General features: G+C 61.3%; 17 protein-coding genes. 9 read left to right on the top strand and 8 right to left on the bottom strand.

Going from position 1 to position 15,672, the window contains the following annotated elements; translation table 11 throughout:
* Nucleotides 1-191 precede the first annotated feature (191 nt).
* The 4 genes from C4K27_RS05065 (at nt 192) to C4K27_RS05050 (ending at nt 4,112) form a co-directional block, all read left to right on the top strand.
* Complete coding sequence (locus C4K27_RS05065; protein WP_007930049.1) at nt 192-1,643, top strand: mannose-1-phosphate guanylyltransferase/mannose-6-phosphate isomerase; 1,452 nt, start codon at nt 192-194, stop codon at nt 1,641-1,643.
* A gap of 378 nt (nt 1,644-2,021) precedes the next feature.
* Nucleotides 2,022-3,221 carry a hypothetical protein gene (locus C4K27_RS05060; protein ID WP_081002214.1) on the top strand — a complete coding sequence of 400 codons (1,200 nt, stop codon included), beginning with the start codon at nt 2,022-2,024 and terminating at the stop codon, nt 3,219-3,221.
* Nucleotides 3,215-3,607: a hypothetical protein gene (locus tag C4K27_RS05055; RefSeq protein ID WP_053259708.1), complete on the top strand. Its 393-nt coding sequence runs from the start codon at nt 3,215-3,217 to the stop codon at nt 3,605-3,607. Before C4K27_RS05060 ends, C4K27_RS05055 begins: the two co-directional genes overlap by 7 nt.
* 229 nt (nt 3,608-3,836) lie before the next feature.
* Complete coding sequence (locus C4K27_RS05050; protein WP_238437438.1) at nt 3,837-4,112, top strand: hypothetical protein; 276 nt, start codon at nt 3,837-3,839, stop codon at nt 4,110-4,112.
* Nucleotides 4,113-4,224: 112 nt separating this feature from the next.
* Here the strand turns inward: C4K27_RS05050 and C4K27_RS05045 are convergent, their stop codons facing one another.
* The 5 genes from C4K27_RS05045 to C4K27_RS05025 form a co-directional block, all read right to left on the bottom strand.
* Nucleotides 4,225-4,938, bottom strand: a complete 714-nt coding sequence (locus C4K27_RS05045; RefSeq protein ID WP_007930050.1) for an Imm52 family immunity protein — start codon at nt 4,936-4,938, stop codon at nt 4,225-4,227.
* A gap of 14 nt (nt 4,939-4,952) precedes the next feature.
* Nucleotides 4,953-5,408, bottom strand: coding sequence for a Tox-REase-5 domain-containing protein (locus tag C4K27_RS31560; RefSeq protein WP_053259706.1), 456 nt, complete (start codon nt 5,406-5,408; stop codon nt 4,953-4,955).
* 365 nt (nt 5,409-5,773) lie between these two features.
* A complete protein-coding gene (locus C4K27_RS05035; RefSeq protein ID WP_053259705.1) occupies nt 5,774-6,160 on the bottom strand; it encodes a hypothetical protein in 387 nt (128 codons plus the stop codon).
* Complete coding sequence (locus C4K27_RS05030) at nt 6,148-6,690, bottom strand: DUF4123 domain-containing protein (RefSeq protein WP_053259704.1); 543 nt, start codon at nt 6,688-6,690, stop codon at nt 6,148-6,150. The genes C4K27_RS05035 and C4K27_RS05030 overlap by 13 nt, the downstream gene beginning before the upstream one ends.
* Nucleotides 6,687-7,094 (bottom strand): PAAR domain-containing protein, encoded by a 408-nt coding sequence (locus tag C4K27_RS05025; RefSeq protein ID WP_081002213.1) that lies wholly within the window; start codon nt 7,092-7,094, stop codon nt 6,687-6,689. Before C4K27_RS05025 ends, C4K27_RS05030 begins: the two co-directional genes overlap by 4 nt.
* A gap of 193 nt (nt 7,095-7,287) precedes the next feature.
* On the opposite strand from C4K27_RS05025, the gene C4K27_RS05020 reads away from it, so the two are divergent.
* The 5 genes from C4K27_RS05020 (at nt 7,288) to C4K27_RS05000 (ending at nt 12,319) form a co-directional block, all read left to right on the top strand.
* Nucleotides 7,288-7,752, top strand: a complete 465-nt coding sequence (locus C4K27_RS05020) for a hypothetical protein (RefSeq protein WP_053259703.1) — start codon at nt 7,288-7,290, stop codon at nt 7,750-7,752.
* A gap of 36 nt (nt 7,753-7,788) precedes the next feature.
* Nucleotides 7,789-8,613 (top strand): SDR family oxidoreductase, encoded by an 825-nt coding sequence (locus tag C4K27_RS05015; protein ID WP_009042258.1) that lies wholly within the window; start codon nt 7,789-7,791, stop codon nt 8,611-8,613.
* Between the two features lie 222 nt (nt 8,614-8,835).
* Complete coding sequence (locus C4K27_RS05010) at nt 8,836-9,831, top strand: SEL1-like repeat protein (RefSeq protein ID WP_238437439.1); 996 nt, start codon at nt 8,836-8,838, stop codon at nt 9,829-9,831.
* 154 nt (nt 9,832-9,985) lie between these two features.
* Nucleotides 9,986-11,017, top strand: coding sequence for an SEL1-like repeat protein (locus C4K27_RS05005; protein ID WP_053259701.1), 1,032 nt, complete (start codon nt 9,986-9,988; stop codon nt 11,015-11,017).
* Nucleotides 11,018-11,296: 279 nt separating this feature from the next.
* Nucleotides 11,297-12,319, top strand: a complete 1,023-nt coding sequence (locus tag C4K27_RS05000; RefSeq protein WP_238437440.1) for an SEL1-like repeat protein — start codon at nt 11,297-11,299, stop codon at nt 12,317-12,319.
* 72 nt (nt 12,320-12,391) lie between these two features.
* Here the strand turns inward: C4K27_RS05000 and C4K27_RS04995 are convergent, their stop codons facing one another.
* From C4K27_RS04995 to C4K27_RS04985, 3 genes are read right to left on the bottom strand one after another with little or no spacing between them, the layout of a single operon-like run.
* Nucleotides 12,392-13,252, bottom strand: a complete 861-nt coding sequence (locus tag C4K27_RS04995) for an efflux RND transporter periplasmic adaptor subunit (protein ID WP_053259699.1) — start codon at nt 13,250-13,252, stop codon at nt 12,392-12,394.
* Between the two features lie 10 nt (nt 13,253-13,262).
* Nucleotides 13,263-13,463, bottom strand: coding sequence for a DUF1656 domain-containing protein (locus C4K27_RS04990; protein ID WP_007930063.1), 201 nt, complete (start codon nt 13,461-13,463; stop codon nt 13,263-13,265).
* On the bottom strand, nt 13,453-15,657 hold the full coding sequence (locus tag C4K27_RS04985) for an FUSC family protein (RefSeq protein ID WP_053259698.1): 2,205 nt from the start codon (nt 15,655-15,657) through the stop codon (nt 13,453-13,455). The genes C4K27_RS04990 and C4K27_RS04985 overlap by 11 nt, the downstream gene beginning before the upstream one ends.
* Nucleotides 15,658-15,672: the final 15 nt, after the last annotated feature.

Here is a 15,672-nt window from a genome sequence, read left to right as displayed (position 1 = left end):
TGAATTTTCCGGATTGACGCTCCCCTGCAGGAGCCAGGCTCGCCGGCGATGAGGCCCTTGAGAACGCCATCGCCGGCAAGCCTGGCTCCTACGGAGGATCGATTGACCAATCCGGACAGGAACAAAAACAAGAGAGTGAAACGACAGAACGCAGTAGCTCTAACCCAAACGGTATTTGAAGGAGTAACAACATGATTCCGGTGATCTTGTCAGGTGGTAGTGGCTCACGTCTTTGGCCGCTTTCGCGTAAGCAATTCCCTAAACAGTTCCTCGCCCTGACCGGCGAACACACCTTGTTCCAGCAAACCCTCGAGCGCCTGGTGTTCGAAGGCATGGACACGCCGATCGTGGTCTGCAACAAGGACCACCGCTTCATCGTCAACGAGCAACTGGCGGCGCGCAAACTCGAAGCCCAGCGCATCCTGATGGAGCCGTTCGGCCGCAACACCGCGCCGGCCGTGGCCCTGACCGCGATGATGCTGGTCAACGAAGGTCGCGACGAACTGATGCTGGTGCTGCCGGCCGACCACGTGCTGGAAGACCAGAAAGCCCTGCAACGCGCCCTGGCCCTGGCCACCGTGGCCGCCGAGCGTGGCGAGATGGTGCTGTTCGGCGTGCCGGCGACCAAGCCGGAAACCGGTTATGGCTACATCAAGTCGACCAACGATGCGCTGCTGCCGGAAGGCGTGAGCCGCGTCTCGCACTTCGTCGAGAAACCCGACGTCAAGCGCGCCGCCGAGTTCGTCGAGGCCGGTGGCTACTTCTGGAACAGCGGCATGTTCCTGTTCCGCGCCAGCCGCTTCCTCGAAGAGCTGAAAAAGCACGACCCGGACATCTACGACACCTGCCTGCTGACCCTGGAACGCAGTGCCCAGGACGCCGACACCGTGGACGTCGACCCGGCCACCTTCGCCTGCTGCCCGGACAACTCCATCGACTACGCGGTGATGGAAAAGACCCAGCGCGCCTGCGTGGTGCCGCTGAGCGCCGGCTGGAGCGACGTGGGCTGCTGGTCGTCGCTGTGGGACGTGCATGAAAAGGACGTCAACGGCAACGTCAGCAAGGGCGACGTGGTGATCCAGGACAGCCGCAACTGCATGATCCACGGCAACGGCAAGCTGGTGTCGGTGATCGGCCTGGAAAACATCGTGGTCGTGGAAACCAAGGACGCCATGATGATCGCCCACAAGGACAAGGTCCAAGGCGTCAAACAGATGGTCAACACCCTCAACGAACAGGGCCGCAGCGAAACCCAGAACCACTGCGAGGTCTACCGTCCGTGGGGCTCCTACGACTCGGTGGACATGGGCGGGCGCTTCCAGGTCAAGCACATCTCGGTCAAGCCGGGCGCGTGCCTGTCCCTGCAGATGCACCACCACCGCGCCGAACACTGGATCGTGGTCAGCGGCACCGCCGAAGTCACCTGCGACGAGAACGTGTTCCTGCTCACCGAAAACCAGTCCACCTACATCCCGATCGCCTCGGTGCACCGCCTGCGCAACCCGGGCAAGATCCCCCTGGAGATCATCGAAGTGCAATCGGGCAGCTACCTGGGCGAAGACGACATCGAACGCTTCGAAGACATCTACGGCCGCTCCACCCCGGTGGAACGCGGTATCTCGGTGAAAACCATCGCCCAGTAATCACAGCGACAAGTTCCAAGCGGCAAGCTGCAAGTAAAAGCAGGGAGTCGTTGCCAGCAAGTCCTTGCCCCCCGTCCGACCGACTGCGTCCCCTATCCGCAGCCGGTTAGCCGGGGGATTTTTTATGTCCGCGCGCCTGAACGAGGATCTCCTGTAGCCGCTGCCGCAGGCTGCGATAAGGCCGAAGGCCTTCAGCGATCTCAAAATCCTGCGCCCGCTTCGCGGTCGATCGCAGCCTGCGGCAGCGGCTACAGTCGTTTCACCAATTCCTACCCGACATTTCGAAAACACCGCAGGGCGTTTCAGATAGCTCTCAACGACTCCATCCATACCGCTCATTAGTGTTTCGCGAGGCTCAAACACACAGCGAACACAGCGATGGCCGAGCAACTCTCCGGCAACAAATACACCACCGATTCGCGCGGCGAACCGACACCGATGCCGCGCGTACTGCGCCCGGCCAACCCGAATCCACCGCTGCCGGGCGCACGTACAAAGAACACCTCGATACTGACCACGCCTCAAGGCCTCGACACTCCTGCGAAACCCTCACAGGTCCAACCCTCTACGCCTGTCGCCCCAGGCTTCTACATCGTGCCCCGGAGCATGCCGCCGAGCGAGTTGCAGCGCCGCCTGTTCGACAACCCCTCATCCGACGTTCTGGCCAAATACCTGGCCCTCAATCCAGGCCTTGGCGATACGGTCAAGGCCGGCAGTCTGATCGTGCTCAGCGCCCCCGCCAACCACGCCTGCACCTACGAGGAAGCGCAACTCATGCAGGCCGCCGAACAGGTTAAGATCGCCCTCGAACCGCTGACGCCCGACGAAGCCGACTTTATGGTCCGCCATCAGGCCGAGATCGCCGGCTTTACCGGCCAGGCCTCGACCTGGCTGGGCATCGGCACCTCGGTGATGGGCAAACACCTGGACAAACTACGCGAGACCTTGCAAGACATGGAACGCCTGCATCAGGACAGCTACCGCCAACACGGCCTCCTCAGATCCCCCGAATTCCTCGCCCGCCGCCGGCGCCTGCTGGCGCAGCTGGACGCGCAACTGCTGAACTCCACCCGCCTGCGCGGCTACACCACCCTGGGCGACCACCCCAAGCTGAAAACCGCCCTCGGCCTCTCCAGCCGCAGCCTGGCCCATCAATGGGACAAGGCCGGTGGGCCCGGGCAGATACCGGGCTATGTCGCCCACGTAAAATCGGTCAGCCGCGCGGCGAAGTACATGCAGATGGGTGGGTATGTGGGGATTGCGCTGGGTGGGGTTTCGTCGGTGTTGAAGGTTCAGGAGGTTTGTCAGGCGGGGGCGGGGGATGAGAGTTGCAGGAAGGTTATGTTTACTGAGACGGGGAAGTTTGCGGGGTCAACCGCGGGAGGAATACTGGGTACTGAAACCGCAATGGCAGGAAGCAGATTTATTTGTGCTGCTCTCGGGGCCTCTACCGCAATTGGCGGAGTGCTATGTGTTGCAACCTTGGTAGGCGTAGGAGCATCCCTGGGAACAGATTCTGGTGATGTGATTGGGGAGAGGATTGGGGAAATCATTTATGAGCGCGCGCAGCCATGGTAGATGAGAAATTCTGGTATTCAGGGATCGCGCTTGTACTGCTCCTCTGTCCAGTTCTGCTAGCTCTTGCAAGTCTTACATTCAGCTACTACCTGAGTCGCCGCCACTTGAAAGAGATGCTGGTAGCCATGCAGGAGAGTTCTTACTTCTATGGATGGCTCGACAAGCTTCCCTATCAGGGATGGTTCGAGCGCATTCTGATGTTTGTCAGCGTTCGAGGAATGATGCTCTTCCCTAACGCCGGAGTTCGTAGAGGCTTTCTTTGTGCAAAGGATGTACGCAATTTCCCTCCACGACTGAAACACCTTCTGACTGTAAAAAACACGTTGGACGGCGTTGTGATCCTATGGACAGCCATTGTGTATACGTTTTTGAAGTTGAATAGCTGATGACCTCTATGGAGCTTTACACGTCTTGTGGGATGAAGGCATCCAAGACAGTTATTCAGGTGATGAGCCGGGAAAGAACTGAGGAAGTTATTTACGGGGTAATCCGACCATGATGGCAAAGAGTTTTTGGTATTCATGGTTAGGCCTCGTACTGGTCGCCAGTCCGCTTCTACTGTGCGTAATAAACCTCTCATTCAGCTGCTACCTGAGCCGTCGCTACCTGAGAAAAATGCTGGAAGCCCTGCAGCGTAGCCAACACTTTTATCGCTGGGCCGAGAGCCTTCCCTACGAGGGATGGTTCACCCATTTTGTAATGCTGACCGCCGTTCGAGGATCGATGCTTTGGCCTGGCCCTGCGGTTCACAGAGGCTTCCTTTCCTCGGAAGACATAGACAACTTCCCTCCCCATCTCCAGCGCCTGCTGACCATCAGAAACTGGATGGATGTCGTGCTTCTGGTCTGGGGCTCGACTATGTATGCGCTGTTGAAACTGACTAAGCACTGACGTGACGCGCGGGTACGGTAGCACTGTCGCAGCACCTTCCAGCTGGCTGTGGTTCCTATCGGCAGCCGGCTGGATGAAGGGATTCTTTTGTGCCCGGGCGAGGCCCACCGAGCTAGTTCATGAACAGCGGTAAATACCCCAGCTCCACCAACTTGATATCGATCTCCGCAACTCGCTGGACATCAGCCCGTTTGCCCTCATCCATCACCTGTGGACAACTCACGATCAGCGTGCCGCGTTTTGGAATGTCGATGAGCTGGTCGGCGCTCGGAAAATCCCCAGCCCGCAACACGTGTGGACAAAACCCGACCCAGCCGACGGTCTGCCGGTCCTTGAACACCTTGGTGCGCAAATAGTGGTCTTTTGGCGCCAGCACACACCAGTCAAGTTCAGGCCACAGTTCAACAGCCAACTGAATCACCCTGATCACTACCGGTTTCACATCGGGAATGGCTGCCACAAGCGCCCCGCCATCTTCGAAGCGCATGCTGGCGACTGAATCCAGGTCGTGTGCGTTGTAATGAAAGGCCAACCCGCCCTTCAGGGGATCATCCAAGCCATTCCACACGGAAAACTGCAATTTCGTGGGGAAGTCGTCGTTATGGTTGCTCCGGGCCTCTTCACGCAGAGACTCGAAGTCGTCATTGATCCGCTTGCGCAGCGACTCCTCCCTGGAACCGCCCTGCAGATACCAGTCCCGCAGCAGAGGATGAATCTCGCCAAGGCCTTTGAGAAAGCGCTCGGCCCTTTCCAACTGCGCCTCATGCGAGACCGCTGAGATCTTCTGTTTGTCGAAACGCAGAACGAATGAAAATTTTCTGAACAAGCGCTCATCCTCAGTCAGGCTTCAAAAACACGGTCGGGATTTTCACGGCGGTACTCATCCCACTCTTTCTGCTCTTTTGCACGTTGCTTGATGTACTCATCATGATCCTTGGTGCCCGGCATCGGGTTCCAGTAGGCGGTCAGGTTGGCGAGCCCCTTCTCCGCATACTGTTCGGCACAATACTCATAGACCACCCTTTGCAGGAAATGCCATTCAACCGAAACCGGCGGGCTGGGCCGGGCTTTCAGGGAATGTATCTCGGCAGGAGTAATCAGGGTTTTCTCCACATTGGCCCAAGGGCGCGGCAGCCCGATAAGCGGAATGAACATGAACGCGTAATTGGCCTTGGCTTCCAGCAAGGTGCAACGCGGTTTGTCGAAACCATCCCACCAGGTATTGTTCCACCACCACTCGTAAGGCATCGGGAAAGCAGTCACCCACGCCTGATAGAGCGCGGACTGGGCGGACATACTATGACCTTTGCCGTTATTGGGTATCGTCATGGTTCCCTGTTCGGGTGGGCATTTCACACAGTCCTTGTCCCGCTTGACCTTACAGTCGCGCTCGGCTTCCCGAGTCCGCTCAGCGGTCGTCGGAGGCGCATCTACCCTGGGTTTTGCCTGGGGTTGCGTCTGCGGCAAAGGGACGGGCTGCGGGATTGGCCTGGGCGCAGGCAGTGGCTGAGTGGGCCTGGGCGCCGGCATCGGCATTGGCCGAGGAGCGGGCATCGGCAGCCTGGGAGGCGGGGCTGGAATCTCGAACGGTAAACGTGGCCCCAAGCGAGGCGCCACGCGAATAACCATGGGCCCTGTACTTGGCAGAATCCCCAGTCCACTCATGGTCGAATCTCCCCGGCGGCTTGCATATCCCGCCAGTGCTGCATGTTCATCCTGAACGCCACGATATCCTCGTAATCCTCGAATCGCCGTTCGGGGCTATCCGCTACAGGCCTGTTCATGAACTCGATAAAGGCCGGCTGCTTGTCAAAGTCGGTAAAGGTCAATCCATGCCGCAAAAAATGCTCGACGGACTCGGGCTCCCTGATGCCAAAACTCCACGCACGCTCACGCAGGTCTTTCAACATCTGTAGAGCCGGCATCAGGCCCTTTCTGGACAACCACTCAGGGTTCTCCTGCTGTAGTTCCAGTAACAACCGCTCAAACACTTCGTTCTGACGAATGTCATCCAGTTGTGAAAGCTGCTCGGCACTCAACTCAAACATGCGTGCTCCCCTACCTGCTCGACACCGTAGCTGAGATAGCAACCTTGCAGGGGTTGCCAGACCAGCCAGTCCTGGACATGACGCATGATCTGCTGGATCTGGGAGGGTGATATCACCTTATCCAGCGCACGCCTGACCTCGGGACTGTAGTAACGAAACAGTGCTCGTCGCCCATCCGGCATTTGGCTGAACAACAAGCCCTGGTGATAATCGCGCAGGATGTCGAAAGGCTGATCACTCCAAAGCCAGGAGACCATCGGCGTCTGCTGGTCCCGCGTAATCAGCCAGTTGCCGAATGCCCCGTGCAAACCGCTCCTGGAGTCTGGAAACTCAACCAGTACCGGGCCGGCATGGCGAATTTCATCCAGTGCGCCAGCGCTCAGGAGCCAGTGAAAACGGATGCTGTCGCCCGCCTCTTCAAGGCGTTTGTTCAACGTCAGATAGCGGGCGCCATCGATAAGGGCAAGCAGTCTGGACGACGGCCCGGAGGGTTCCGAGAGCTGCCAGAATAAAGAGCCGACACGCCTCATGCGCTGCTCCCCAGTACTTCCAGCGGGACAAAGGTCTGATTGCGCTGAGCGGCCAGCAGCAGGCACTTCAAACATAATCCGGGTACGGAGGGGAGTGCGGCTACTGCGGAGGACACCGCACCGCCGCCACTGTTGCCGATGATGATCGTCCCCGAACCACCCATAACCACATTGCCGTGACTGCCCAGGGAACCCAGGACAGCGACTGGCTTTCCGTTGATCAGTACGTTGGGAATGACATTGGCGTTCAATGCTGAACCGCAAGCGGTCGGGTCACCCTCCCGTGCGGCGGGCAGGTGGTCAAAGAGGACATCAGGCGAGCCACTGGTTATCGGATTGGTACCGTGACCAGGCAAAGGGCAGGCGGTTGGATCGCCAACGCGCGCGGCAGGTTTCCCAGACATTTCAACTTCCCTATCGAAACTGGCGAGAAAACCGACTCTGCCGAATGCTCGAAAAACAGACAATCCCCAATCCTTTTCAAAATCTTTCCGAAATGCCGCGCCACTGCGCCCTCTCCGTCCTGGGATCAGGGTTGGCCAATCCCACCTACGCTTAGGTAGGATGACTGCTCTATTTCCCCCCGAGGTTCACCTCATGTTCATCGGCGTTCTGCTGGTTATCACCTGGCTGATCCTGCTGGTCCGTTACCCCGCCAAGGCCTTGCCGGTGTCCATGGCCGCCGCTGTCGGGCTGGGCCTGGTGGCGGTGTGGGTGGTCTGGCTGGACAACCGCGAAGCCCAGCAGCTGGCGCGCCTGGAGTTGCGCATCAGCTATGCCCCCGAGCATTGCCCGGCGGATCGTCCGCTGCTGCTGAAGATGAACAACGGTAACGATGTGCCGCTGACCGAACTGCGCTGGCGCGTCGCCGCCTACGCCCCGGGCGACACCGTGAACCTGGCCGACAACCAGTACACCGCTCCGCGTTATCGCGGCCCCGGCGAGTTGCAGGCGGGCGCCAATTGGGAAGACTGCCTGCCCCTGCCGCCGCTGCGCCCCGGCTACCGCCCGCAAACCCTGGAGTTTCGCGCCGAACGCTTGCAGGGCAGTTTCTCCGACTGATTCCCCCCTTCCCTCTTTTTGCACAAGGACCGCGCCATGCCCGTTGCGCTGATCACCGGTTGTTCCAGCGGCATCGGCCGCGCCCTGGCGGATGCTTTCAAGGCCGCCGGTTTCACCGTCCTGCCCACCGCCCGCAGGGCCGAGGACGTGGCCATGCTGCGAGCCGCGGGTTTTGACGCGGTGCAACTGGACGTCAACGACGGCCCGGCGCTCACCGCCCTGGGCGAACGCATCAACCAGCAATATGGCGGCCTCGACCTGCTGATCAACAACGCCGGCTACGGCGCCATGGGCCCGCTGCTCGATGGCGGTGTCGAGGCCATGCAACGACAGTTCGAAACCAATGTGTTCGCCCTGGTCGGCGTGACCCGGGCCATGTTCCCGGTGCTGCGCCGCAGCCGCGGGCTGGTGGTGAATATCGGCAGTGTGTCGGGCGTCCTGGTGACGCCTTTTGCCGGTGCCTACTGCGCCTCCAAGGCGGCGGTGCATGCCTTGAGCGATGCGCTGCGCATGGAGCTGGCGCCGTTCGGCATCCGCGTGATGGAGGTCCAGCCCGGCGCCATCGCTTCGAGCTTTGCCAAGAATGCCGGGCACGAAGCCGAACAGCTGTTGACCGAACGATCGCCCTGGTGGCCGTTGCGCGAAGGCATCCGCGCACGGGCCAGGGCCTCCCAGGACCACCCAACGCCCGCCAGCGAATTTGCCGCCAGGCTGCTCAGGGCCGTGCAGCAGGACAAACCGCCACGCTTGGTTCGGATCGGTAATGGCAGCCGGGCCTTGCCCTTGATGGCCAGTCTGTTGCCCAAGGGTTTGCTGGAGAAGGCGCTGATGAAGCGTTTTGGCCTGGGCGCAAAACTGTAACGGCCAATCACCGGCCGCGGAACGTCGCCCGGCCGCTTCCCACGAGTTCCAGAAAACGTCTTTTAGTCGCCTAGGTTGTACCCTCTCCCAATCCCAGTAGAATGCGCGCACTCGAGGCTCCCACAGCCTCGATCAGGCCGCATGGATCGCTGGCGAACCCCTGAAACGCCCCCTCTCCTTTCCATGCTCGCCGTCACTCAATCGTCGATCAGGGAATATCCATTGAAACCTCAACACTTGCTGCCGCTGGTACTGGCCACCGCGCTTATCGGCTGCACACCGTCGCCAGACGAGGAGCTGAACGCCACCCTGCCCCAGCTCAGCCTCAAGGAGCTGTTGCCGCCGGCCGTCGCCAACGAATACTGCAACCCCAAGCTGGACAGCGATCTGCTGTATGGCATCGGCTACCAGCTGTACAACGACGATAAACCCGAGCAGGCGCGCAGCTGCCTGATCATGGCCGCGCCCACCCACGACCGGGCCCTGTGCTACCTGGCGAGCATCGCGGAACAGGACAGCAGCAAGGACAGCGCCGAGCGCGACCGCGAAGCCTTCGGCTACATGGCCTATTCCGCGCGGAAGAACGACTCCTGTGCCGAGTTCGGCATGTTCCAGAACTTCACCTACGGCATGCGCGGGCAGACCCCGGACAGCGACCTGGGCCTGCGCTGGCTGGAGCGCTCCGCGCGCCATGGCGACGCGGACGCGCAACAGACCCTGGTGCGCCTGCACAGCAACAAGAACAATCTGCCGCTGGCCTACAGCTGGGCCAGGGTCCTGGATGACAGCGCACAGATCGACGCCTTGAAACAACGGATGAACCCGCAGCAAATCAGCGAAGGCGAACAAGGCTTCGAGCAACTGGGCAAGCACGTCACCAGCAAGGACGCGGTGCGCAAGGAAGCCCGCGAGGAAAACATCGCGGTGTACTCGGCGAACATCCATATGGAATACCCCGAGACCTTCAAGGGCCTGTCGGTGGCCGAGCGTCATGCCCTCATGGAGCAGGCCGTGGCCACGGTGAGCGGCCGTCCCGAGTTCAGCACCCGTGGCCAGCTGTACGCCTATGTGATCATCGCGCGGCAGGCCCAGTTGAAGCAGGCCGGCGTAGATGTGCTGCAGAACCCGCAGATCGTGGAACTGCTCAGCGATAAAGAGCTGGAAGTGGCGGATGCCGTGAAGAAAGCCTACGTGATCCTCGGCCAGGCCGCCCTGTAACAGCGGGAACACCGCCGGCCGCGCCGATGCCCGTAGAATGCCCGCACTCCAATCGCAAGGAAGCGGCACCTCAAGCACGGAACGGCTGCACCCCACCCCTGCTCATGCCCTCTTGGCGTCCTCCCTTTTACGATTGAACCTCAGGGACTCTCCATTGAAATCTCGTAGCCTGCTGCCCTTGGCTATCTTCACTCTGCTGCTGGGCTGCAATGCCTCGTCACCGGACGAAAAACTCAATAATTCCCTGCCGGACTTGAGCCTCGAGCAGATCCTGCCCAAGGTCGAGGCCAACCAGTACTGCACGCCGGAGATGGACAGCGAATTGCTGCTCGGCCTCGGCATCCGACTGATCAATGAGGACGAGGTGCTGTATGGCGCAGGCCGTACCTTGCTGGCGAGCAAGGAAATAAAAATGGCCCGCAGCTGCCTGATCATGGCCGCCCCCCGCTACACCACGAGCTTGTGCATCCTGGGCAGCATTGTCGGCGCCAGGCAAAACGACTATGACAAAAGCGAAGCCTTCGACTATATCGCCTACGCCGCCAAGCACAATGAATCCTGCGCGGAAGCAGGCCTGTACGACATCTACAGCGTTGGCAAGCTGGGCCATCCACCGAACAAGGAATTGGCCATGGGCTGGCTTGAGCGCGCCGCTCGGCACGGCGACCAGGAGTCGCAACAGGACATGGTGCGCTGGAGCAGCGAACAGGACAATTTCCCGGTGGCCTATGCCTGGGCCAGGGTCCTGAATGAGACAAAAACAATCGAGGCAGTGAAGCGCAAAATGAGCCCTCGGCAAATGGCCGAGGGCGAGCAGCACTACACCCAACTGCTCAGCCAACTCACCCCCGAAAAGGATATCAACCAGGCGCTGCGCAAGGACATCATCGCCCTGAGCTCAGGGGATCTTTACTACAGCCACCCGGAGGTGTTCGAGGGCATGTCCCCTATGCAACGGCGTGCTTTCGTGGCCCAGTTGGTGGACATGCAGGACCTCTACCCAAAGTTCCACACGCGCGGCCAAGTGGTGGCCTACGCCTTGATTTCCCGCCTTGTGCAAAGTACCGGGCCGGCCGTGGACCTGTGGCAGGACCCGGCACTGCATGCCTTGCTGGTTAATGATGACCTGAGCGTGGAAGACACCGTGGCCAAGGCCAAAACCATCCTGGCTAAGCGCAAGCAATAGCTTGAGAGGCTGGCGCTACTTCTTTTGAAGCGCCGCCGAGGTGTCGCGTGCGCGAGGCCCAAGAGTCCTTTGCCGTGGCCAAACAGATGCTGCGGTTTCGGTTGTGCGCCCTCGCAATCCCAGTAGAATGCGCGCCTCTTGAGCGCTTGCGCTCAACACAGCATGGAATCGCTGGCATCGACACTGAAGCACGGAACTGCTCAAGCTCCCTCCTCTCCCGTCCTGTCCCTGCTTCATTCCATGCGCCTCTTCATTCAATCGCAGATCAGGGAATATCCATTGAAACTGTTCAACGTGCTGCCAATGGCATTGGTGGTGTTGCTGACCGGCTGCACCACCGCATCCGATAAAACCGCCGATAAAGAATCGTCCCTCAACGACACACTGCCCAAGTTGACCCTGCAAAACGTATTGCCAACTGTTGCCAGCAACGAACAGTGCAATGCACAAATGGACAGCGACATTCTGTTCGGCGTCGGCTTCCTGCTGTACGAAAACCAGGAGCTCGATGCTGCGAAAACCTGCATGGTGCTGGCCGCGCCGAAACACCCTCGCGCGTTCTGCTACCTGTCGATGATTGCCGGTCAGGATGAAAGCAAAACCGATGAACAGCGCAATACCGAATCCTTCAACTACATGGCTTACTCGGCGCTGCAGAACGACTGGTGCGCCGAATATGGCCTGTACCAGGCCTACAACTACGGCCATACCAGCGCCAAACAGGACACGGCCCTGGCCCTGCGCTGGCTGGAGCGCTCGGCCCGGCACGGCTACCCCGAAGCGCAGAAGGACCTGATTGAAAAGTACGAGGAACAAGGCAACCTGAGCGCCGCCTATGCCTGGACCCGAATCATGGCCAAGGCCGATGACACCACCGCAGCCGATGCCTTGAAAGCCAGGATGAGCGCCGCACAGATCACCGACGGTGACCAGCGCTACACCCAACTCACCGGCCAGGTCACCAGCAAACAAGCCCTGTACGCCGAAGCGCGGGAAGAAGACGTCGGCCGTTACTCTGCCGAGATCTATCAAGACTACCCGGACACCTTTAAGGGCCTGTCGTCCGCCGAGCGTTACAACTACGTCAAGCAAAGCATGTTCAAAGCCATCGACCTGCCGTTCGTCAAGGGTCGTGGCCATGTCCTGAGCTACATCGTGGTGAATCGCCAGGCTCAACTGAAAAAGCCCGGCGTGGACATCGCGCAGGACAAGAAAATCGTCGCGGTGATGAAGGACGATGAACTGTCCGTCGCCGAAACCATCGAGCAGGCACTGTCGATCGTCAACAAAACCTACCGCTAACCAGACCTGTGGCGAGGAGCTTGCCTGCTTGCCACAACCCGGCCTTGGCCACAAATACCCCTGTGAGGCGGGCTACTCCCCATCCTCCTTCACCACCACCGTGCAGGTAATCCCCGCCGCCAGCAACACGCCTTCCGGCACCTCGTCGATATGGATGCGCACCGGCACGCGCTGGGCCAGGCGCACCCAGTTGAAGGTCGGGTTGACGTCGGCGATCAGCTCGCGGCTTTCCGGGTTGTCGCGGTCGTAGATGCCGCGGGAAATACTCTCCACATGGCCCTTGAGCACCTCGCCGCTCATCAGCTGCATCTCGGCCTTATCGCCGACACGCACATGGGGCAGCTTGGTTTCCTCGAAGAAGCCGTAGACCCAGAACGAGTTCATGTCGACCACCGCCATCTTCGGCTCGCCGATGCGCGCGTAGTCGCCGCGGTGCACGTTGAGGTTGGTCACGTAGCCGTCCACCGCGGCGCGTACCTGGGTGCGCTTGAGGTTGAGCTCGGCGGCCTCCAGTTGCGCCTGGGCCTGCTGGTAGTCGGCCAGGGCCGAGTCGGCGATATTGCTGGCGTCGTCGCGGTTCTCCTTGGAGATCACCAGGTTGTCCAGGTCGGCGCGGCGGTGGGCGTTGACCTTGCGCATCTCCCAGGTGGCCTTTCTCGAAGCCACCAGCGACTGCGCCTGCTTGACCGCGATCTGGTAGTGCTCGGGGTCGATCTGCATCAGCAGGTCGCCCTTTTTCACCAGCTGGTTGTCGCGCACCGGCACGTCCACCACTTCCCCGGTGACGTCGGCGGCGACGTTGATGATGTCGGCGCGCACCCGGCCGTCGCGGGTCCACGGCGTGTTCATGTAATGCACCCACAGGGTGCGGCCGATCCACAGGGCCAGGGCCAGCACCAGCAGGGTCGCGAGCAGGCTGAAAAACTTTTTCATCAAAGGACTCTCAACGGTAGACAGTCAGCGCCATGGCGCCGAACAGACAGCAGAACAGGCTCAGGCGCAGCAGCGCCGGGTGCCAGAAAAAACGGTACAGGTCATAACCCGAGATGAAGCGGTCCAGGGCCCAGGCCAGGGCCGCGGCAATGAAGAACATCAGGGTCATGGTCGGCATGTACACGCCGTGGAAGGCGATTTCACGAGGCATGTTCAAGTCCTTGGGTCGGGGCCTGTACGGGCTGTGCGGCGTAGGCGGCCAGCGGCGATTGCGGGTCGAGCAATGAGCTGCGGATGAAGTGCAGGTAGCTCTTCACCCGGCGCAAGACCGAGGTATCGAAGTGCGGGGCGAAGGGTTCGTCGCTGGCCTGGACCCGCCCGATCGCGTGATCGACCGCGACCAGCGAGCGCGCAAGATTGCTCTGGCTCGGTTGCAGGAACAGCCGCACCAGCGAACGGCCCATGACCCGGATCGCCTGGCGCCACGGCTGGGATTCGGCGTAGGCCGGGTGCACCGGGAGGATCGCCTGCTCCTTGCGCAGCTCGATGATGGCGTGGCCCACCTCCAGCACCACGAACATCCAGCGCAGCAGCTCGCGCTGCACCTGCGGCTGCCCTGCCGCCAGGCCATAGGCCTGGTGCAGCAGGTCGCGGGTGCGGCTTTCGAAGCTCGACGCCAGGCCCTTGAGCTTGCCGCTGATGGCGTATACCACCTGGCCGCGCAGGTCCTGCTCCAGGCGGCGCCACAGCCAGCGGCTGTTGGGCGGCAGGATGATCGCCCCGGCGGCGGCGCAGACCAGCATGCCCATGACCATGGCGATGTAGTCGTTGATGAAGGCGTAGGGGTTGTAGACGGTCAGGTTGTCCGGCACCGAACCGGTGCTGAAGAAGATCAGCAGCCCCAGGCCGACCCCGGCGTACTGCGGGCGGGAAGCGAGGAACGAACCGAGCACGATCACCGGCGCCAGCATCACGCACAGCAGTGGAAAACCGTCGATCCAGGGGAACACGAAGAACATCTCGACGAAGCCGACCACGGCCCCGATCAAGGTGCCGCAGGCCATCTGGAAGGCCATGCGTTTCGGGTTCGGCGTGGCGGCCGAGAGGCCGACGGTGGCCGCCGCGATCAGGGTCATGGTGGCGCCGCTGGGCCAGGCGGTGGCGACCCAGTAGCTGCCGAGCACGATCAGGATGAACGAGGCGCGGATCCCCGAGGCGGCCGAGGCCAGCCAGTTGGTCTGCGGGGTGAAGGGCTCGTCCCAGCGCTCGCGTTCATGGCTGTGTTCGGCCAGGGACGCGTGGGTCTGGGCGTAGCTGTGCAGCTCGTCGACGAAGCGATAGAGCAGCTCATAGGCGGTGTGGAAATCCAGCTGCTCGGCATCGCTCGGCTCATGTTCCTGGAACAGCGCGCGCATGCTGCGCACCCGCGCCGGCAGCTCGGCCTTGTAGCTCGCCAACTGCTCGGCCAGGCGCGCGGCATCGGGGCTGGTCAGGGCACGGCCGGAGAAGCCGTCCAGCAGTTCGGCGAGGTCCTGCAACCCCGGTTTGGTCGCCGCCAGCACATACTCGGCGGCGCTGCTGCGCAAGCGTTCGAGCAACTGGTGCAGGGCGTTGAAACGGGTGGTGATGCCCATGAACTCGCTGTTCAAACGGCTCAGGCGGCCGTTGCGCCGACGCATGTGCGGGTCTTCGAAGACGGTGACGCTGCGCAGGCCCTCCAGGCCCACCGCTTCGGCGATGAAACGCACGTTGCCGCTCTCGAACGCGTCGCGCTGGCTGCGGCCGCGCAAACCGTCGGTGACGAACAGGGCGAACACCCCGAAGCGCTGGTACAAGGCGTTGCGCATCGCCGCGCTGGCGGTCTGCGGCAGGATCGCGGCGCTGACCAGGGTCGAGCAGAGAATCCCCAGGGAGATTTCCAGCACCCGCCATACCGCCGCCATAAAGGCCCCGTCCGGATGGGCCAGGGCCGGCAAGCCGACCATCGCCGCGGTGTAGCCGGCCAGCACGAAGCCGTAGGCGCGGAAGTTGCGATAACGCGCAGCGCCGGCCGAGCAGATGCCGACCCAGATCGCCAGCGACCCAAGGAACAGTTCGGTGTTCTGGGCGAACAGGGCGATCAGCGCCACCATCACCGCCGACCCGGCCAGGGTGCCGAGAAACCGATAGAAGCTCTTGGCAAACACCTGGCCGCTCTGCGGCTGCATGACGATGAACACGGTGATCATTGCCGTGCGCGGTTGCGGCAACTCCAGGCGCATGGCCAGCCACAGGGTGAGGAACGCGGCGGCCAGGACCTTGAAGATATAGACCCAGGTCACGCCGTCGCTGCGTGCCCAGTCGAAGAAACCCCGGCGCCATTCAAGGGAGTACAGCCAGCGCAAGGGTGCAGGCAAGGGAGTCATGGGGGCTTACTCGGT

Origin of the sequence: Pseudomonas chlororaphis subsp. chlororaphis (assembly GCF_003945765.1) — a bacterium.
Taxonomy (GTDB): Bacteria; Pseudomonadota; Gammaproteobacteria; order Pseudomonadales; family Pseudomonadaceae; genus Aquipseudomonas; species Aquipseudomonas chlororaphis.
This window is presented reverse-complemented; position numbering and strand designations above follow the sequence as displayed.